The following is a 19,447-nucleotide window of genomic DNA, read 5'->3' as shown; positions in this document are numbered from 1 at the left end:
TCTTACTTGGACTTCAATTGGGCGTTACTTGCAACGCAAGTAACGCCCAATTGAAGAGGAGGGAATAATGTGCTGGTAACCAGATTGTTGTCGATTTCGTAGAGGAAGCAGGAGTCCAGGGTAGGGCAGTGTGTGAAATGACATGGTTTGCGGATATTCCGCCCTGCCTTACGGGCAGGTGTGTTGATGAGCTGCAGGCAGTAAATCATACGGACTTTTATCCCAATCATGCAATATCAGTATCTTGTTCAAAGCATACAGACTTCTAAAGAATTGTTTGTTGCAGAATAGAATTTTGTTTCTTGTTTTGTTCTGTTTATTGCTTAAAAGGTCGCTTTTCAGAGGTTAAAGATATAACATAGGTTAAAAGAGGCAGCTGGTCGGATTATGTTCTTACCTTTACACAAACATAAATGGGCTAAATGAACGATAATAATGATTTGACACATACATCGGTTGCGAGCTTTGGCGAGATTACCTCTTGCGCAAGAAACAACAGGGATATTCTGAACGGTAATATCTCCGTAGGTCCAGGATTTACGGTAGCAATCGGTTGTAATCCTTTTTTCAAGGCGTTTATCAAGGAGAGGAGTCCTATCCGTCTGGATGTGATGCGTGTGGGGATTGTGAAGACGGGATGGTGTGAACCTGTCATCGGCTTCAGGAGCTACCACTGCGGTCCGGGCGACCTGCTCTTTATCAATTGTGGGGCTGTCCTTACTGACGATGACTTCGGTGAGGATACAACGTTTGTCGGTATCAGCATGACGGAAGGATATATGCGCGACGTATTCGGCGGAAGGCTTCCTGATCTCTTTCTCCCGCCGGGGCAGTGTTTTTCTCTGCACCTGTCAGAAGAGGAACAGGCTATCTGGGAGCAGTATATGCATACATTGAACAGGCTGGTCCATATGGAAGGCGTGGACCGGGATACGGTCAGCTCATTTTTCCTGTCTTCACTTCATTTCATCCATTCCCTGTATAAGTCGAAGGTTGCGGTAAGATGGAAGTACAAGTCGCGTAACCGACAGACCGTCGAGCGTTTCGTCCGGCTGGTCAACGATTATGCCAAGACGGAGCACGAGATCGAGTTTTACGCTTCTCAGCTCTGCATGACGGCCCATTATCTGGGTATGGTGGTGAAGAAGGAGACAGGCATTACGGCGAAGGAGTGGATTGACAAGACGCTGGTTATCCTCATCCAGCTGGAACTGCGCTATACGAGCAAGTCGCTGAAGATGATTGCCAATGAGTTCGGGTTCGTCTCGCTCAGTACGCTGTGCAAGTTCTTCAAGCGGCGCACGGGGATTACAGCGACGGAATACAGGATGATGCCTGACGACACCCCATGCAGTTCCATAGAGACCCCATAAATAACCGTAAGTTGTTGATATACAATATGTTGCTGGGTTCACGTTATCCCTTTCTGAATGAAACTTCCCGCTCTTCCAGAATTTTCCTCTATATATATACATCTTTCCGTCCGTTTTTCTCATGGGGTCACAGCGGGTCACGGAGTAAATGGATTGAGGCAGGAGTGTTATCTGCTTAAATGGGAGGAAGGACGATAACAGACTGCGGGAGAGCTAATAAAGACGGCTTACTTCCGTCTCGATGGCAGGCGGTACAAGCCCCCGGACAGACATTCCCTGCCGGATGCGTCGTCTGATTTCCGTACTGCTGATATCAATGAAGGGCGTACGGAGGATGCTTACGCCGGGGGCAGGGCATTGTCTGAGATCTGCTCGCCACGGCGTGGATAGACTACGAGGCGGTAATGAGCGAGGATGTCTTCGGCATGATACCAGCGATTGAAGGCTGCCCAGTTGTCGCCTCCCACAAGGAGCGTGAAGCGATGGGCAGGGAAGTCGCTGCTGAGATGCCGGAGGGTGTTCCATGTGTAGGAAGGCTTCGGTAAACGGAACTCGTAATCCGAGGTCTTGAAGTGCGGATTGTTGTCTGTGGCTTTTTGTACCAGCTTCAGGCGAAGGTGATCGTCAAGCAGTGCCTGGTCTGCCTTGAAAGGATTCTGGGGGGATACCATGAACCATACTTCGTCCAACTTTTCTTTCTCAAGAAAGGCCTTTGCCAGTGTGAGGTGTCCGTTGTGAATGGGGTTGAAAGAACCGCCGAAGATGCCGATGTTCATCTTTCTATAAATTCCTTCACAATCTCGTATGCTTCCTGCTCTGCCTTTTCGAGATTGTCGTTGACAATGATCCGGTCGAATTTGTCAGCGAAGGTAAGTTCGTAGGAAGCCTTGGCAAGGCGGTTCTCGATGGCTTCGGCACTGTCGGTCTGTCTGCCCACGAGTCGGCGGCGCAGTTCTTCTATCGAAGGCGGTTGGATGAAGATGCTCAAGGCCCGGTCGCCGTAGAACTTCTTGATGTTGCAGCCGCCTTTGACATCGACATCAAAGACCACGTTCTGCCCGGCTGCCGTCTGGCTCTCCACCTGTGACTTCAATGTACCATAGAAGCGGTTTTCGTATACCTCTTCATACTCCAGGAACTCTCCAGTCTTAATCTTTTCCTTGAACGCTTCAGGCGATAGGAAGATGTACTCCACGCCATTCTGCTCCGTACCGCGCGGTGCCCGGGTGGTACAGCTGATGGAGAATGCCAGCCGCAGTTCCGGATGTTCCCGCATCAGCCATTGCACGATGGTGCTCTTGCCCGAGCCGGAAGGGGCGGAGAAGATCAGCCTCCCCCCGCCTCTCAGAAGGAGGGAATCGCCTGACGGGATGTCGTGGGATGCAGCCTCCTGTGTTTGGGTGACGGGCGATGTGCCGGTTGTCGGGTGGTCAGATGAAAGTTTGCTCATGATGGATTTTATTTTCTGTATTCTCTCCTGTGGGTGGGGAAGCCTCCTCAGGCTCCTCCGGGGGAGGGGCTGGGGTAGGCGGTGATAAGCGATAATAGGCGGGTGGTAAGCAGGATAGGCGGGATGGGCGATGATGGGCTTCTTACAGGGCATTCAGCACCTGCTCTTTGATCTGCTCCAGCTCGTCCTTCATCTTGACGACGATGTTCTGCATCTCTGCCTGGTTGCTCTTCGAGCCGGTCGTATTGATTTCGCGCCCCATCTCCTGGGCTATGAAGCCGAGCTTCTTGCCGACACCGTGTCCGCTCTCGTCCATGGTCTCCCGGAAATACTTGAGGTGGTTGGCGAGCCGCTGCTTTTCCTCGCTGATGTCGAGTTTCTCGATGTAATAAATCAGTTCCTGTTCCAGACGGTTCTTGTCGTATTCCACTTCCGGAATCAGCTTCAGACCTTCGATAATCTTCTCTCTTATCTTCGGCACACGGCTCTGCTCGAGGGGTTCGATGTTCTTCAAGAGAACAGCGATATTGTCAATCTTCTCGGCAAATTTCTTCTGCAGTGCTGCACCCTCCTGGGTGCGGAATTCGATGAGCTTGTCTACCGCCTTGTTGACGGCCTGCAGCGCAGCCTCCCATTCGCCGTCTTCAAGTACTTCCACCTCGGTCTTCGTCGTGACGTCAGGCAGGCGCAGCAGTGTCGTGAACCAGTCGGCCGGTTCAGGGATGCCGGTGTCCTTGGAGAGGGTCTTGATCTGATTATAATAGTTTTCTACGAGGGCAGCGTTGATGGGCGTTGCGTCAACCGTCGTCTCTTTCTCAATCCAAATGGAGAAATCCACCTTTCCGCGTTCCAGCTTCTGGGCGAGCAGGCGGCGTATCTCCATTTCCTTTTCTCTGTAGAGGGGTGCGATGCGTGCTGATAGGTCGAGTGTCTTGCTGTTAAGCGACTTCACTTCGACATTGATTTTCTTTTCCTTGTAGGCTATGGTAGCTTTCCCATAGCCAGTCATTGATAGTATCATGAGCTTTTCGCGTTAAATTTCTGCAAATGTACAAAAAATATGGAATAAAAGGAGTATATTTGCACGTTATTTAGAATATAAAAGTCATTTATGTCTTGTATATTGAATATTGACACGAGCACAAACGTGTGCTCCGTTGCAGTAAGTCAGGATGGGAACTGTATCTTCGAGAAGCAGGATACGCTCGATTCCAAGCATCGGGAGAAGTTAGGAACATTCGTTGACGAGGCACTTGCCTTTACAGACAGTCATGCGTTGTCGTTGGATGCGGTGGCGGTCAGCGGCGGTCCTGGGTCATACACCGGACTGCGTGTCGGCGTGTCCATGGCGAAAGGCATCTGCTACGGGCGTGGCGTGAAGCTGCTGGCTGTGCCTACACTGGAGTTGCTGGCTGTACCGGTACTGCTTCACCATGAGGCTGTCGAGGGCGATGCACTCCTCGTTCCGATGATCGATGCACGCCGGATGGAGGTGTATTCTGCTGTCTATGACCGTGCGCTGAAGAAGGTCCGCGGCATTCAGGCGGATGTCGTTGACGGGCATACCTACAAAGAATATCTTGACCGTGGTCCGGTCTATTTCTTCGGCAATGGTGCCGAGAAGTGCATGGAGGTCATCCATCACCCGAATGCCCACCTCATCAAGGGCATTGACGCACTGGCAAAGAATATGTTTCCGCTGGCAGAGAAGCGCATGGCGGAGGAGAAGTTCGAGGATGTGGCGTATTACGTCCCGTTCTATCTCAAGGACTTTGTTGCCAAGAAGGCGAAACCGCTGCTGTAGGGAAAGCCTATCACCGTTTATTATCTTATTCATCGCCTATCATCACCCATCACCCAATGAACATACCCGGATTAGATTACAACACACAGCGCGAGAGACTCATACTGCCACAGTATGGGCGAGAAATACAGAACATGGTAGATTATGCCGTGACGCTCCCTACCAAGGAAGAGCGTCAGCGGTGTGCAGAAGCCATTGTCGCCATTATGGACAGGATGAATGCCCAGAACCGTGGAAATTACGACCACATGGAGAAACTCTGGGACCATCTGGCATTGATGGCCAATTTCAAGCTGGATATAGACTATCCCTGCGACGTATCGCAGGCCTTGAAGATCGCCACGAAGCCGGAGCCGATGACCTATCCCATGTCGAAGATTCCCGTAAGACATTACGGCAAACTGCTCTTTGAGGCTTTCGAACAGCTGAAGACCATGGAGCCCGGTGAACGGCGGGATGCTTTCGTCCGTTCTGTCGCCAATCAGATGAAACGCAGTCTGATGCAGTGGGGGCACGGATCGAGCGACGACGAGAAAGTGGCGTCAGACCTTGCCCGTTTCACCGATGGAAAGATTCAGCTCGACCTTGATACTTTCAAGTTCGAGAGAATCAATGCCCGTGATTTTGCCCAGCCTCGTAACAAGAAGAAAAAGTAAGACGACGAACATGGAATCCTTTATCATTGAAGGTGGACATCGGCTGAGTGGAACGATTGCCCCGCAAGGTGCGAAGAATGAAGCCTTGGAAGTCATTTGTGCAACCCTGTTGACGACGGAAGAGGTCATCATTCGTAATGTTCCGGACATCCTTGATGTGAACAACCTCATCAAACTGCTGCAGGACATCGGTGTGAAGGTGAGAAAGCTCGCTCCGAACGACTTCTCTTTCCAGGCAGACGATGTGAACCTTGACTATCTGGAGAGTAGCGGCTTCGTGAAGAAATGCTCGTCCCTGCGTGGCAGCGTACTGATGATTGGTCCGCTGTTAGGTCGCTTCGGCAAGGCGACGATAGCCAAGCCGGGGGGGGACAAAATCGGCCGCCGCCGTCTCGATACGCATTTCCTGGGTTTCAAGAACCTCGGGGCACACTTCGGACGTGTCGAGAACCGTGATGTCTACGAGATACAGGCCGACCGCCTTGTCGGCACTTATATGCTGCTGGACGAGGCATCGGTGACGGGTACGGCCAACATCATCATGGCTGCCGTGCTGGCGGAGGGGACAACGACGATATACAATGCTGCCTGCGAACCGTATATCCAGCAGCTCTGCCACCTGCTCAATGCGATGGGTGCGAAAATCAGCGGTATAGCCAGCAACCTGATTACCATAGAGGGTGTGAAGACGCTGCATGGGGCAGAACACCGGATTCTCCCGGATATGATAGAGGTCGGCTCGTTTGTCGGAATGGCAGCTATGGTGGGGGACGGCGTACGAATCAAGGATGTATCGATTCCCAACCTCGGCCCGATTCTCGATACCTTCCGCCGGCTGGGCGTGCAGATCATTGAGGATGAAGATGACCTCATCATTCCCCGCCAGGACCATTACGTGATAGATTCCTTTATTGACGGAACGATTATGACCATCAGCGATGCGCCCTGGCCGGGACTGACACCGGACCTCATCTCCGTGCTCCTCGTTGTGGCGACGCAGGCACAGGGCAGCGTGCTTTTCCATCAGAAAATGTTTGAGAGCCGGCTCTTCTTCGTCGACAAACTCATCGACATGGGGGCGCAGATTATTCTCTGTGACCCTCACCGCGCCGTAGTTGTCGGACACGACAACGGCAAAAAACTCCGCGCCGGACGTATGTCAAGTCCTGACATCCGCGCCGGCATCGCCTTGCTCATTGCAGCCTTGACAGCGGAAGGCACGAGCCGCATTGACAACATCGCACAGATTGACCGCGGTTACGAGAACATCGAGGCACGCCTGAACGCATTGGGGGCAAAGATTCGCAGAGCCGAAATATGTTAGCCTCATAGCCTTGTGAAACCTATTCCTTGACCAAGCGTGTTTAGGCTCCAGACAAAAAGGGTCTACCTTTTTCCGCAAAAGGGTAGACGGTTTCCCGCAAATAGGTCGACCCTTTTCTTCATAATGCACAATTGGGGATTGAAGTAAGCAATCATGTATCAGGACCGCTGATTTAACAGAAAAAGATGATAAGGAAAGAAGAGGTCTATAAAATCGGCCGCATCGGGAAACCGCACGGCGTACACGGAGAGCTGCAGATGCAGTTCTCCGATGATGTGTTTGATGCCGTTGATGCCGATTATCTGCTATTGGACATAGACGGAATACTTGTACCTTTTTTCATGGAGGAATACCGCTTCCGTTCGGACGAAGTAGTCCTGATGAAGTTCTGTGATGTCGATACCGAGGCACAGGCACGTGAACTGACGGGAAGTGAGGTTTACTTTCCGCGCAAACTTGCAGAAGAAGGAACTGCTGATGTATCATGGGCACAAGTCGTTGGCTATACCCTGGTAGATAAGGCTACAGGAAAGACTGTCGGCAGGATTGTTTCAATCGATGAAACGACAATCAATACGCTCCTTGAGGTGATGACACCGGAAGATGAAGAACGATTGATTCCTGCCAGTACAGACCTGATAGTGAAGATAGATGCAGAAAAGCAGACGATTGCAATGCGCATCCCTGCCGGGCTGCTTGATCTTTGATTTACTTTGTAAAAAATAGAATGAAACAACAAATCTGTATATTAGGTTCAACGGGCAGCATCGGTACGCAGGCACTGGATGTAATCAGCCAGCACCCCGACCTTTATGAGGCTTATGCACTCACGGCCAACCGCCGTTGGAAAGAGCTTGCTGCTCAGGCACGCCGTTTCCATCCCGCCGCCGTGGTCATTGCCGACGAGACTTTCTATGAACCTCTGGTAAAAGAACTGGCCGATATGCCCGATGTAAAGGTGTATTGTGGCAGCAAGGCATTGGAAGAGATCGTCGAATCCCCCTCCATTGACATGGTGCTGACGGCGATGGTGGGCTATGCCGGTCTTGCTCCGACCATCCATGCCGTCAAGGCGAAGAAGAGAATCTGCCTTGCCAACAAGGAGACGCTTGTCGTTGCCGGTGAGCTGATTCTTCAGCTGGCACAGCAGTATCATACGCCTATCCTGCCGGTTGACAGCGAGCACAGTGCCATCTTCCAGAGCCTTGTCGGCGAGGACGGCAACGAGATTGAGAAGATTCTGCTCACCTGTTCGGGCGGTCCTTTCCGCAGGTTTACGCACGATCAGCTGAAGACGGTCACTGCCGCTGATGCCCTGAAGCATCCTACATGGGACATGGGGGCCAAGATCACCATCGACTCCGCATCGCTGATGAACAAGGGCTTTGAGGTGATAGAGGCGAAGTGGCTCTTCGGTGTACCGGCCGATAGGATACAGGTACTCGTCCATCCGCAGTCTATCGTCCACAGTGCGGTGCAGTTCCGTGACGGTGGTGTGAAGGCGCAGCTGGGGGTTCCCGATATGCGGTTGCCCATCCAGTATGCTTTCTCGTTCCCGAAACGGCTGCATCTGGACGGCGACCGTCTCGACCTGTTCCGCCAGCCGCTGGAGTTCTTCGAGCCGGATGTGGAAAAGTTCAAGTGTCTTGCCATGGCTTACGAGGCAATCAACAAGGGCGGAAATATGCCGTGCATTGTCAATGCGGCCAACGAAATAGTCAATGCGGGCTTCCGGCGTGGCGTGTGCTCGTTCCTCGCCATGGGCGACATCATCGAGCAGACCATGCAGCAGGTTGCCTTCGACAGCAATCCCGACTATGAGGTTTACGTGCAGACGGATGCCGAGGCACGCCGTGTGGCACAGGATATTATGAATAATCAATAAGTTGTAAATAGATAATGGAAACATTTCTGATCAGATTGCTACAGTTTGTTCTGGCAATCTCTCTGCTTGTCCTGCTTCACGAAGGCGGACATATGTTCTTTGCGAAACTCTTCGGTGTCCGTGTCGAAAAGTTCTTTGTCTTCTTCGATGTGAACATCGGGAAGTGGAAAGGAAAGCTCTTCAGCTGGAAGCCGAAAAAGGACGATACCGAGTACGGCATGGGCTGGCTGCCGCTGGGCGGCTACTGCAAGATTGCCGGTATGATTGACGAGAGTCTTGATACCGAGCAGATGAAGAAAGAGCCGCAGCCGTGGGAGTTCCGCACCAAGCCGGCATGGCAGCGGCTTTTGATTATGATAGGTGGTGTGCTGGTCAATTTTGTCCTTGCGCTCTTCATCTATTCGATGATCATGTTCACCTGGGGTGATTCTTATTTCAAGGTGTCGGACATGAGCATGGGTATGCGTTTCAATGTTGATGCCAAGGCACTGGGCTTCCGCGACCATGATGTCATGCTCGGGACGGACCAGGGACCTTTCCGTGAATATGCCAATGTGAACGGCGACTTCTTCCGCCAGATAGCCCAGGCGAAACGTGTTGATGTACTGCGTAACGGCAAGAAGCACAGCATTGCGCTGCCCGGCGACATGGATATGCTGCCGATGATCAAGACCCGTCCTTACTTCGTCGAGCCGTTCATCCCGGCACAGGTCGACAGTGTGATGGGCGGTTCGCCTGCTGCCAGGGCGGGCATCAAGGCTGGTGACCTCATCAGAACGGTCAATGGCAAGAAGATTGAGACATGGAGCGACATGAACTATCAGATGGGCGTGCTCGATGATGTCATGTCCGTGAAGAATACGCACAAGGATTCGCTGGCGGCCCGCTCGGTGGTCCTGACCGTACAGCACAAGGGCGTGGAGAAGCTCGATACTGTGAAGATGGTGCTGACACCCGACCTCAAACTGGGTGTTCTTCAAGCGACGCTTGCCACCTATTACAAACCGGTGCAGGAGAGATATGGCTTCTTCGAGAGTTTCCCGGCCGGAATCAAGCATGGCTGGAACGTGCTGCGCGGCTATGTCGGCAATTTCCGTTACCTCGCTTCGGCTGACGGTGCGAAGAGCATCGGAGGCTTCGGGGCTATCGGAAGCCTTTTCCCTCCTTACTGGGACTGGTACATGTTCTGGTCGATGACGGCCTTCCTGAGCATCATCCTCGCCTTCATGAACATTCTGCCTATCCCGGCACTTGATGGCGGTCACGTGGTCTTTTTGCTCTACGAGATGATTACCCGCCGCAAACCTTCCGAGAAGTTCATGATCCGTGCGGAGTATGTCGGCATCACCCTGCTGATTCTCCTCATGATATTTGCCAACCTCAACGACATCCTCCGTTGGCTGCATATAATGTAAGAACAAACAGGAGTCAGCTGGATTAACTTCATTGAGGTAGTCAGTTACCAATATCTCAATACGAAATCACGCAATACTTGTCATCGCAGGTATTGCGTGATTTTTGTGGTTTATAGTGTTTTGTTGAAAGGTTGTTGGACGGCAAAGGATAAAATAAGGTGTCGTCTGCAAAGTCGCTTGCGAACGGTTATTTTATGTAAGCACAAATAGGAATCTGCCGGATCAACCTTCCTTGAAGTAGTCCGTTGACAGCATCTCGATACGAAATCACGCAATACTTGTCATCGCAGGTATTACGTGATTTTTGTGGTTTATAGTGTTTTATTGAAAGGTTGTTGGCCGGTAAAGGATAAGGTAACGCATCGTCTGCAAAGTCGCTTGCGAACGGTGCATTCTACTCCCCTCTCCATTCGGAGAGGAGCCGGGGGTGAGGCTTTTTTTTTAATACAGCAGTACCAATCCAGCAAAGGCCGCATAACAGATCATCCGGATGGGATTGATCTTCATCCACATCGTACCGGCAAAGGTCGCAGCGAAGAGGAACAGACTGATGCAGAACTGCCAGGGATTGACGGAGGGCACAGAGAAGTTCTCAGCATTGCATAACAATAAAGTGGCGGCGGCCAGCAGACCGACGACGACGGGGCGCAGTCCTGCAAAAACCGACTGGACGATGGGATTGTTCATGTATTTCAGGAACATCCTGCTGATCAGGACCATCAGTATCAGGGAGGGCAGAACGATGGCGATGGTGGCGGTGATGCTTCCCAAGACCGCCATTCCTCCACCGAAGCCGGCGTTGTGTACGGCAGTATATCCGCAGTAGGTGGCGGAGTTGATGCCGATGGGCCCCGGTGTCATCTGTGAGATGGCGACAATGTTCGTGAACTCCGCGGAGCTGAGCCAGTGGTGTCTCAGGACGGTCTCGGTCTGTATCAGCGACAGCATCCCATATCCTCCGCCGAATCCAAAGAGCCCGATGAGAAAGAAAGTATAGAAGAGGTGTAAGTATATCATGTTGTTGTTTGTTGTAAGACTGGGAGTCCAAGAGCATTGCCTGTCTTGAGAAACACGCTCGCCCTTCCTTGTACTTCCCTTCGGCCGGCGACTGTCGGCCGGAGGGGCTGCAGGAGGTTTCTACTCTGTCGGCCGGATGTATTTCCCATAGAGAAACCCGCCGACTCCTGCTGCAAGGATGACATATACCGGATTTACCCCCAGGAGCCAGATAAGGAGTGCCGTGGCAAGGGGAATCCAGCAGGTGGTCAAGGTGATGCGTGCTTCTTTTGCCAGCTGGAAGGTAGGGACGGCTATCAACGCCACTACGGCAGGACGGATGCCGCGGAACATGGCCGCTACCCAGGGGATGTCCATGAACTGGTGAAGGAAGAGTGCTATGCAGAGAATGATGAGAAAAGAGGGAAGAACCGCTCCCAGGCAGGTGCAGAGAGCACCGGGTAGCTTCCGTATCTTATACCCCACGAAAATGCTGATGTTGGCAGCGAGAACTCCCGGGCAACTCTGCGCAATGGCGATAAGGTCGATGAACTGGTCCTGGGGAATCCATCGTTTTTTCTCCACGACCTCCTGTTGGAGGATGGGCAGCATGGCATAGCCGCCTCCAAGGGTAAAAGCTCCGATCTTGAAAAAGGTCTTGAAGGCATCCCAGTAGAAGGATGACGGGGGATGATGGCCGGATATTGGGGAAATGTTTTCTTTTTGCACAGGATTTCTGATTGAAAGGAAGTAGATGAAATGATAAATCCCCTCGTCCGTCCTTGTCCCTTTGGGTGTCAATGGACGGACGAAGGAGATTTCCATGTTGTCTGTAATCTGTTCAGAGGGATGGAATGCCCCGGAGGTATGGGACAGGCCTTACAGCTTGCTCTCCACCCATTTGCGGGCATTGACAAACGCCTCGATCCATGGTGTCACCTCCTCCTGGCGGCGTTCACGTGGATACCATGCCTGCTGCCAGGGGAAGACGGAACGCTCCAGGTGGGGCATCATTGCAAGGTGACGGCCGTCGGCAGAGCAGATGCCGGCCACGTTGTAGTCCGAACCGTTCGGGTTGCCCGGATACTCCGCATAGTTGTATTTGGCAATGATGTTATACTTGTCCTCGGCTTCCGGCAGGTAGAACCGGCCCTCGCCGTGTGCCACCCAGATGCCGAGTTTGTTACCGCTCAAAGAACCGAACATTACACTGTTGTTCTGCGGAATGGTCAGATTCAGGAACGCACTCTCGAACTTCTTGCTGGTGTTGTGGCAGAGGTGGGCACGGTGCTTGTGCTCCGGGTTGATGAGGTTCAGTTCCACCATCAACTGACAGCCGTTGCAGATACCCAATGAAAGTGTATCTTCGCGTGCATAGAAGCGGTCGAGTGCCTGCTTGGCTTTCGGGTTATAGAGGAAAGCACCAGCCCATCCCTTTGCAGAACCGAGTACGTCAGAGTTAGAGAAGCCACCGCAGAAGACGACCATGTTCACCTCTTCTAAGGTCTCACGACCTGTGATGAGATCGGTCATCATGACATCCTTCACCTCAAAGCCAGCCAAATAGAGTGCGTAAGCCATCTCACGCTCACCATTGGTACCCTTTTCACGGATGATAGCTGCCTTGGGTGTTGGATGTTGGGTGTTAGTGTTAGGTGTTGAAGTCTTCCAACGGTCTGCATCGAGACCGTACTGCTGGAGGGTACCGGTGAAATCAGCATTGAACTTCATCTCGATTGGCTGCTTCTTGTAGTTCAGGTAACGCTTCTTAGCCATGCCGTTCATACTCTGCTTGCGGTCAAGCAGGTAAGATGTCTTATACCACGTATCGCGTAATGCGTCAATATCGAACGCTGCTTTCCAGTCACCATCAGCAATACTGAGGGTGCGTTTGTCTGGACTTGGTGTGCCGATGCGGGCAAAGCCGATGCAGTTTTCTGTCAAGAATTCCTTGACTTCTTCCTTATGTTCGTCAGCAACCTGGATTACGACGCCTGGATTCTCTGCAAAGAGCTTCTTGATAACATCGTCACCCTTGATGTCGTGGAGGTTGATATGCAGGCCACCTTCAGCATTGGCAAAGGTCATCTCAAGCAATGTTGTAATCAAACCACCTGCTGAAATGTCGTGTCCCGCGAGTATCCATCCACGACGAATCATCTCTTGTACGGCATCGAAGCAGTCGCAGAAGTACTGTGGTTCTTTTACTGTTGGAATATCACTACCAATCTTGCCGAGGCTCTGTGCAAAGGCAGAGCCACCAAGACGCTGCTCGTCAAAACTGAAGTCGATATGATAGAGGCGTGTGCTCTTGTTGTTTACAAGTACTGGAGAAACCACCTGACGCACATCGCTCACCTCACCACCACTGGTCACGATGACGGTTCCCGGAGAGATAATCTTGTCGCCGTTAGGATATTGCTGGGTCAGAGAAAGTGAATCCTTACCCGTTGGAACGTTCACACCGATAGCGCAGCAGAAGTCTGATAGTGCCTTAACCGCACTATAGAGACGTGCATCCTCACCCTTCTGTGAGCGACAAGGCCACATCCAGTTGGCTGAAAGACTCAAGCTGTCCATGCCGTCTGCCAATGGTGCCCATACGATATTGGTCAATGACTCGGCTACTGAAAGGACTGAGCCTGCCTCTGGTGATGCGAGTCCTGCTTGTGGCGCATGACCGAGTGCGGTAGCAATACCCTTATGACCACGATAATCCAAGGCTACAACACCACAGTCAGAGAGTGGCAACTGAATCTCACCCTGACACTGCTGGCGGGCAACTTTACCTGTGACAGAGCGGTCAACCTTATTGGTCAGCCAGTCCTTGCAGGCCACAGCTTCCAACTGAAGCACGCGCTGGAGGTATTCCTCCACCTTATCTATACTATAAGAAACATTCTCATATTTGCGCTCAACGGTCTCATCCTTCATGATTGTCTTTGGAGAATGGCCGAACATCTGCGCCACGTCCAAGTCGAATGGCTTGACACCATCACCCTGGACAAACGAGAAGTGGGCATCGCCTGTGGTCTCACCGACAACATACATCGGTGCACGCTCACGCTCAGCAATCTTCTTCACGTGGTCGAGATGCTTCTCGTCAATGAGCAGGCCCATGCGCTCCTGTGACTCGTTGGCAATGATTTCCTTGGCACTCAAAGTCTTGTCACCGATAGGCAGCTGTGTCATGTCAATCTTGCCACCACATTCTTCAACAAGCTCACTCAGACAATTCAGGTGTCCAGCAGAACCGTGGTCGTGGATAGAAACAACCGGGTTGTTGTCTTCTTCTACCAATGCACGCACGAGGTTGTAAGCACGTTTCTGCATCTCCGGGTTGGCACGCTGTACGGCATTCAACTCAATGCCGTTGGAGTAACGGCCTGTATCGACCGATGATACCGAACCGCCGCCGAGCCCGATGCGGTAGTTGTCGCCACCGACGACAACCACCTTGTTGCCGGCCTGCGGCTCGCCCTTCAGACAGTCGCGCTTGGTTCCATAGCCTACACCACCAGCAAGCATAATCACCTTGTCGTAAGCATATTTCTCGCCATTCTCCTGATGCTCGAAAGTGAGCAGTGAACCCGTAATCAACGGCTGACCGAACTTATTGCCGAAATCGCTTGCACCGTTGGATGCCTTGATGAGAATCTGCTCTGGTGTCTGATAGAGCCACTGACGGACAGGAAGAATATCTTCCCAGTCGCGCAAGGCTGGTGTACTGCCGTCGTCTTCCTTCAAGCGGGGATAAGCGGTCATATATACAGCCGTTCCGGCAATAGGCCACGAGCCGACACCGCCGCCCATACGGTCGCGTATCTCACCACCTGTACCAGTCGCTGCTCCATTGAATGGCTCAACGGTAGTTGGGAAGTTGTGGGTCTCGGCTTTCAGAGAGATAACACTCTCGATCGGCTTTACTCGGAAATAGTCGGATGTGCTCTGGTTGGCTGGTGCAAACTGTTCGACTTCTGGACCTTGGGCGAAAGCAACATTGTCTTTATAGGCTGAAAGAATCTTACCAGGATTCTCTTTCGTAGTCTTCTTGATGAGGCTGAAGAGGCTGCTTTCCATCACCTTGCCGTCGATGATGAACTCACCTCCGAAGATTTTATGGCGGCAATGCTCAGAGTTGATCTGTGCGAAACCGAAGACTTCAGAGTCGGTGAGTGGGCGACCGTTCTGCTTCTCAATCTTGTGGAGGTATTCCATCTCCTCTGGAGAGAGTGCCAGACCCTCTTCTTCGTTGAATTTCTCCAGATTGTCAACGTGCCTGATAGGCTCCGGCTCGTGGTTGACTGTGAATATCGTCTGGTCCAGACCTTCGTACATGCGTTGCAGCATGGGGTCGTAGTCGGCTTCCTTGCTGCTTACAGGGAAGTACTCCTCTATACGCAGAATGCCGTCAAGGCTCATGTTCTGAGTAATCTCGACGGCATTCGTACTCCAAGGAGTAATCATCTCACGGCGTGGCCCCACATAGAAGCCCGGCAGCGCCTGTGCATCCTGCAGGTAGACGGCATCGCCGTAGAGCCAGCAAAGTTCGTTGATTTCCGCATGGGACAGCGCATGGTTGACTTCTGTAGCAATCACGCTCTTGGACTGAGTTCTGAAGAAAAGAATCATAGCCTTTATATAAAAATTGGTGTTACTTTGTTTGCAAAGATACGATTTTCTTTGGAGATAGTATCTTTCTGCACTGTGTTTTTTGGAAAGGTGTTTTAAAACCATGCTCAAACCTGGCTCATTTGAGGGACATGGAAAAAGACGGTTCTTCCGTTAAATGCGTAGATTGGAGAATAAAGGCTTATGCACTGGCAGGGTATGACTGTCCAAAACCAGATGGCCTTAAAAAGGAGGATGAACTGAAAGATAAGATGCAGGAAAGGCAGATTGATACGATGCCTGACCATCAGCCTGTCTTTCCGTCTTCCACAGACAACTTATTCCCATATCATCGCTGTTTGTAAACTGTTTTCATGCAACCCAAGCTGACACATGCCCTTCTGGCTCCTGAAAGAGGCCTGATTGACTTGCAACAGGTGCTCTATTAGCGTGTTACCAATGCCCTTTTGAAGTCCAATCAGGCACCTTTTGTGGATGGATTGGTAACCAATTGATTGACTGCTGGTTACGAATCTGATTTTGGAACGGATTCCTTTTATTTTCAGATGATTTATTTGAAATTATGTAATGACTTTTCAAAATCCTGTCTGTATTTCCGACGTATTAGAATGAAAAGGTTTTTGTATCGGAGGAGGATAATAAAATAGACAGTTGACGGTTCTGGCTATCTTCCTGTTGAATGAATCACTTCGGTTTTTCCGTGAAAGCTATGCGAAAAGCATCCACACATTTAACGGAAGAACCTAAAAGGCGGGGTGGGGCAGGACGGTATGGGTGGGGGAGAGCGGGTGATCGTTATAAAAAGATAGTTGTCCGGCACTCCTTTCCCAATATAAGCGGTCGTCCCCTCCCTTCTCTATGTAAAGGTCGCAGCTGCAACAGGCCTGCCCTCCTTCCTGTGGCCTGATCCCCGACACCGGTTGTGTTGATGTCCGACACCAGTTGTGCCGATGCCTGACACCAGTCGTGCTGTGTGCTCGCATGCTTACTGTACGTTGATCGGATGAAACCGCTTTGTTGTAAAAGCCAAAGGCCGGTGTACTTTGTTCGATGAGGCGGACCAGCTTCCAAAGTCAATGGGGGATTGCCGGTTGACAGAGCGTTACACATTGATATACGGGATGTTTGAGTTTTGCAGGACAGTAACAACCGCAAATGTCAGGAATGACAGCCGGGCTTTTCCAGGATCCGTTGCAGTAGATCAGGTGTGTCTTTGTATCATGCTAGGACTATGAATCCGGTCGATACTGATTGTTTCTTACATCTATGCGGTTCCTCCTGCATTCAGTCCGGGAAGGAGAATCTGTCAAATACCTTTTCCGGATCCTTCTTGTTTTCCGGCCTCTTATGGTTTGCCATGTGTCACGGACATTGGCTCTTCCTGTGGTAAGTTCTGTATGTTTTTTATCAAATATTTTCTTTATTTCTCGATTTCAGGTTAAAAATCTCTAAACTCATCGCATGACATTTTGTTTTCCATGACTTTATCCTATCTTTGCAAAAGATATGTGCATCTTGTGAATATTCTGCTTTCGCAACAGGGCACGTATCTGCACTTTCAAAATACGAACCTAAAATGAAGAATATGAAAAAGAGTCTTTTTATCGTAGCTTTAGCCGTAGGGGCACTTGCTTTCAGCAGCTGTGCCAGCAAGAAAGACCTGGAGAATTGCCGGGCAGAGAATAACCAGCTGTCTGCGGATTACCAGAGCGCCAAGGAGACGATTGCCGCCAATAACGCACGGATCAAGAGCCTGGAGGATCAGTTGGCACAGGCAAGGGAGAGTGCTGCCGCTTTGCAGGGAAGTCTCGACAACAGTTTGAGGAACGCCAATTCAAATAACATCAACATTTCCAAACTCGTTGACCAGATCAATGAGAGCAATCAGTACATCCGCCATCTGGTGGAGGTCAAGTCGAAGAGCGACTCGCTGAACATGGTGCTCACGAACAACCTTACACGCTCGCTGAGCCGTGAGGAGCTGAAGGAGGTCGACGTGCAGGTGTTGAAGGGCGTGGTTTATATCTCTCTGGCCGACAATATGCTGTATAAGAGCGGTTCTTATGAAGTGAATGACCGTGCCGAGCAGACATTGAGCAAGATTGCCAAGATCATCACCGACTACAAGGATTATGATGTGCTGATAGAGGGCAATACGGATAACGTGCCTATCAATACGGCGAATGACAAGATGAAGAACATCCGTAACAACTGGGATCTCTCCTGTCTGCGTGCGGCTTCGGTCGTACAGTATCTGCAGGACCGTTTCGGTGTCAACCCCAAGCGGCTGACTGCCGGTGGACGGGGTGAATACAATCCGCTTGCTACGAATGATACCGAACTGGGCAAGCAGCGCAACCGTCGTACACAGATCATCATTACTCCGAAACTTGATCAGTTTATGGATCTCATCGGTGAGGCTCCTGAGACGAAGTCGGCAAAGTAATCTGATTATGAATAATGACGTTCTGTCCTTGATTCTCCAGCGATGTCCACGGAGGTATAGGTGGGTTTTGGCTGCATTTTCCGTATATATGATTTATTTCTGTGGGAAGTGCTTTGGTGAAGCAGTGTGGTATCTGCTACATTGATAGGAACTGAAACGTTTGGGCATATATAAATCTGCATCTTGTCTGCATCATGCTGACAAGATGCAGATTTATCTTTTAGCATAGGCAGGTTGTAAAATTCCCTTGGTTGGATTTTCCCTTTTGGGCGAGAGGATTCTGCTTTCTTCTTGAAGGAGCGAACGAGAGAGGGCGTGTCAAAAGTTTATATGAAAGCTGACATAAGGGCAGATGTCCTCGCCTGTCTGCAAAAAGAGTATTCGTCGGACAGGTGGAGGCATGTTTCCCGATGGGTATGTGACATACGTTCGGTTGAAAGAGAAGGCTGAAGATGGTGCATAAAGGCATAGAGGGCGCAAAGAGTTGACAGGGTTCTCTCAACGATAGACCGACGTGTTTTTTTTAAGAACAGCTCTATAATAAAGGTGATGCCTTTTAGGTACTCACTAAAAATAAAGGGACGTTTTTAAAAGGTCCTGTAAAATCGTTCGTGATCAAGCTATATATATATAATGTGTCTTGACAGGCTGTACAAAGTCGGGTGTAAAGGGTGTCCGGTAGGTAGGAACCTCTCCTTTTGGTAATAAGCATTTTGCGGGGGGTGTATGTGTTCATTAATTAAGGCGGGAGTAAGCTGCCCGTAGGTCTTTGTCTTGCCCAAAAGTCAGAGTATATGTCTGCTGGCGGTTCAGATTTGTTGGGGGTAGGATGATCGGTTCTGGGCATATTGTTTCTTGCTTGAGGGGGGAGCTTATGGCAGCATGACATATCGTGCGTTGATTGTCTTGAGGCGGAACGGACTCTGGCAGTTTTGATTTACAGCCAGCCTGTCCGGTAGAAGGTCGCTGTGCAGCTTCCCTTGTTTCCGATTTTGCGACTGGAGGCTTTGTTGCTGCTTCCTGTTTTCATTCTGCTTTCCCCGGCTTCGGATCCTCTCGGACGCTTGTAAGGGCGTTCTTGCGAAATTTGGATTGATCTGCATCAAGGCAACGGGCTCCTTTGAGATTTTTTGAAAAATAATCCCCGAAACATTTGGAGCGTATGTTTTTTCTTTATACCTTTGCACTCGCTTTACGAAACGAGCCGCACGGCTGGTATCGTCGGCACAGAAAGAAAGAGTTCTTTGAAAGGATTTACATAGACAGAGAAGTAGTACAAGAAGCGTCTGCGCGGCATGCGTGCCGTGCGGACGGGTAAAAGAAACGAACCGATCAATTCGGCATCAGGGCAGGCTTTCTGGTTTCCGCCATTTCGCCGTTTCGCCCTTTTGCTTTTTGAACGAGGTGCTCTTTGAGCTTGATATTTCGGTAAAGGCGTTCCGGGACAGAGATTGTTCGAGGCCGGG

At 50.9% G+C, this 19,447-nt stretch carries 15 protein-coding genes and 1 pseudogene; 9 read left to right on the top strand and 7 right to left on the bottom strand.

Annotation, left to right across the window (positions count from 1 at the left end):
- Positions 1–422: 422 nt before the first annotated feature.
- Entirely contained in the window at positions 423–1,373 is a 951-nt protein-coding gene (locus tag HMPREF9141_RS11585) for a helix-turn-helix domain-containing protein (RefSeq protein WP_007368941.1), read from the top strand.
- Between the two features lie 213 nt (positions 1,374–1,586).
- On the opposite strand, the pseudogene nadD reads toward HMPREF9141_RS11585, so the two are convergent.
- The 3 genes and pseudogenes from nadD to HMPREF9141_RS11570 all read right to left on the bottom strand — a co-directional run bounded on the left by nadD (position 1,587) and on the right by HMPREF9141_RS11570 (position 3,844).
- A pseudogene (gene nadD / locus HMPREF9141_RS11580) lies at positions 1,587–2,149 on the bottom strand (nicotinate (nicotinamide) nucleotide adenylyltransferase).
- Positions 2,146–2,823 (bottom strand): guanylate kinase, encoded by a 678-nt coding sequence (gmk, locus tag HMPREF9141_RS11575; protein WP_083809454.1) that lies wholly within the window; start codon positions 2,821–2,823, stop codon positions 2,146–2,148. Before gmk ends, nadD begins: the two are co-directional and overlap by 4 nt.
- A 142-nt stretch (positions 2,824–2,965) precedes the next feature.
- Complete coding sequence (locus HMPREF9141_RS11570; protein ID WP_007368938.1) at positions 2,966–3,844, bottom strand: YicC/YloC family endoribonuclease; 879 nt, start codon at positions 3,842–3,844, stop codon at positions 2,966–2,968.
- A gap of 90 nt (positions 3,845–3,934) precedes the next feature.
- On the opposite strand from HMPREF9141_RS11570, the gene tsaB reads away from it, so the two are divergent.
- The 6 genes from tsaB (at position 3,935) to rseP (ending at position 9,907) form a co-directional block, all read left to right on the top strand.
- A complete protein-coding gene (gene tsaB, locus HMPREF9141_RS11565; protein WP_007368937.1) occupies positions 3,935–4,627 on the top strand; it encodes a tRNA (adenosine(37)-N6)-threonylcarbamoyltransferase complex dimerization subunit type 1 TsaB in 693 nt (230 codons plus the stop codon).
- Between the two features lie 56 nt (positions 4,628–4,683).
- Entirely contained in the window at positions 4,684–5,283 is a 600-nt protein-coding gene (locus HMPREF9141_RS11560; protein ID WP_007368936.1) for a DUF4290 domain-containing protein, read from the top strand.
- 10 nt (positions 5,284–5,293) lie between these two features.
- A complete protein-coding gene (gene murA / locus HMPREF9141_RS11555) occupies positions 5,294–6,607 on the top strand; it encodes a UDP-N-acetylglucosamine 1-carboxyvinyltransferase (RefSeq protein WP_007368935.1) in 1,314 nt (437 codons plus the stop codon).
- Positions 6,608–6,792: 185 nt separating this feature from the next.
- On the top strand, positions 6,793–7,314 hold the full coding sequence (gene rimM, locus HMPREF9141_RS11550; protein ID WP_007368934.1) for a ribosome maturation factor RimM: 522 nt from the start codon (positions 6,793–6,795) through the stop codon (positions 7,312–7,314).
- A 20-nt stretch (positions 7,315–7,334) separates the two neighbouring features.
- Positions 7,335–8,492, top strand: a complete 1,158-nt coding sequence (locus tag HMPREF9141_RS11545; protein ID WP_007368933.1) for a 1-deoxy-D-xylulose-5-phosphate reductoisomerase — start codon at positions 7,335–7,337, stop codon at positions 8,490–8,492.
- A gap of 14 nt (positions 8,493–8,506) precedes the next feature.
- Positions 8,507–9,907, top strand: coding sequence for an RIP metalloprotease RseP (gene rseP / locus HMPREF9141_RS11540; protein WP_007368932.1), 1,401 nt, complete (start codon positions 8,507–8,509; stop codon positions 9,905–9,907).
- A gap of 441 nt (positions 9,908–10,348) precedes the next feature.
- On the opposite strand, the gene HMPREF9141_RS11535 is transcribed toward rseP, so the two are convergent.
- The 3 genes from HMPREF9141_RS11535 to purL form a co-directional block, all read right to left on the bottom strand.
- The gene (locus HMPREF9141_RS11535; RefSeq protein WP_007368931.1) at positions 10,349–10,924 is read right to left on the bottom strand and encodes a chromate transporter; all 576 of its coding nucleotides are present in this window, start codon (positions 10,922–10,924) and stop codon (positions 10,349–10,351) included.
- A 120-nt stretch (positions 10,925–11,044) separates the two neighbouring features.
- Positions 11,045–11,632, bottom strand: coding sequence for a chromate transporter (locus HMPREF9141_RS11530; protein WP_050788059.1), 588 nt, complete (start codon positions 11,630–11,632; stop codon positions 11,045–11,047).
- A 150-nt stretch (positions 11,633–11,782) separates the two neighbouring features.
- The gene (purL, locus tag HMPREF9141_RS11525; protein WP_040554879.1) at positions 11,783–15,535 is read right to left on the bottom strand and encodes a phosphoribosylformylglycinamidine synthase; all 3,753 of its coding nucleotides are present in this window, start codon (positions 15,533–15,535) and stop codon (positions 11,783–11,785) included.
- A gap of 131 nt (positions 15,536–15,666) precedes the next feature.
- On the opposite strand from purL, the gene HMPREF9141_RS11520 reads away from it, so the two are divergent.
- Both HMPREF9141_RS11520 and HMPREF9141_RS11515 read left to right on the top strand, forming a co-directional pair.
- On the top strand, positions 15,667–15,879 hold the full coding sequence (locus HMPREF9141_RS11520; RefSeq protein WP_007368928.1) for a hypothetical protein: 213 nt from the start codon (positions 15,667–15,669) through the stop codon (positions 15,877–15,879).
- A 1,241-nt stretch (positions 15,880–17,120) separates the two neighbouring features.
- Positions 17,121–17,981: an OmpA family protein gene (locus tag HMPREF9141_RS11515; RefSeq protein WP_040555095.1), complete on the top strand. Its 861-nt coding sequence runs from the start codon at positions 17,121–17,123 to the stop codon at positions 17,979–17,981.
- Between the two features lie 1,192 nt (positions 17,982–19,173).
- Here the strand turns inward: HMPREF9141_RS11515 and HMPREF9141_RS13725 are convergent.
- A partial coding sequence (locus HMPREF9141_RS13725) for a hypothetical protein (RefSeq protein WP_218916013.1) occupies positions 19,174–19,447 on the bottom strand: 274 nt, incomplete at its 5' end.

The sequence above is a fragment of the Prevotella multiformis DSM 16608 genome (genome assembly GCF_000191065.1).
In the GTDB taxonomy this organism is placed as follows: domain Bacteria; phylum Bacteroidota; class Bacteroidia; order Bacteroidales; family Bacteroidaceae; genus Prevotella; species Prevotella multiformis.
Note: the sequence above shows the minus strand (reverse complement) of the source record. Positions and strands in the feature narration are given on the sequence as shown.

Bases quoted from the DNA above. Each gene is read 5' to 3' on its own strand.
- purL (WP_040554879.1), bottom strand. From the start codon at position 15,535: ATGATTCTTTTCTTCAGAACTCAGTCCAAGAGCGTGATTGCTACAGAA.
- HMPREF9141_RS11560 (WP_007368936.1), top strand. From the start codon at position 4,684: ATGAACATACCCGGATTAGATTACAACACACAGCGCGAGAGACTCATA.
- murA (WP_007368935.1), top strand. From the start codon at position 5,294: ATGGAATCCTTTATCATTGAAGGTGGACATCGGCTGAGTGGAACGATT.
- HMPREF9141_RS11515 (WP_040555095.1), top strand. From the start codon at position 17,121: ATGAAAAAGAGTCTTTTTATCGTAGCTTTAGCCGTAGGGGCACTTGCT.
- rimM (WP_007368934.1), top strand. From the start codon at position 6,793: ATGATAAGGAAAGAAGAGGTCTATAAAATCGGCCGCATCGGGAAACCG.
- HMPREF9141_RS11520 (WP_007368928.1), top strand. From the start codon at position 15,667: ATGGAAAAAGACGGTTCTTCCGTTAAATGCGTAGATTGGAGAATAAAG.
- rseP (WP_007368932.1), top strand. From the start codon at position 8,507: ATGGAAACATTTCTGATCAGATTGCTACAGTTTGTTCTGGCAATCTCT.
- HMPREF9141_RS11535 (WP_007368931.1), bottom strand. From the start codon at position 10,924: ATGATATACTTACACCTCTTCTATACTTTCTTTCTCATCGGGCTCTTT.
- HMPREF9141_RS11585 (WP_007368941.1), top strand. From the start codon at position 423: ATGAACGATAATAATGATTTGACACATACATCGGTTGCGAGCTTTGGC.
- tsaB (WP_007368937.1), top strand. From the start codon at position 3,935: ATGTCTTGTATATTGAATATTGACACGAGCACAAACGTGTGCTCCGTT.
- HMPREF9141_RS11545 (WP_007368933.1), top strand. From the start codon at position 7,335: ATGAAACAACAAATCTGTATATTAGGTTCAACGGGCAGCATCGGTACG.
- HMPREF9141_RS11570 (WP_007368938.1), bottom strand. From the start codon at position 3,844: ATGATACTATCAATGACTGGCTATGGGAAAGCTACCATAGCCTACAAG.
- gmk (WP_083809454.1), bottom strand. From the start codon at position 2,823: ATGAGCAAACTTTCATCTGACCACCCGACAACCGGCACATCGCCCGTC.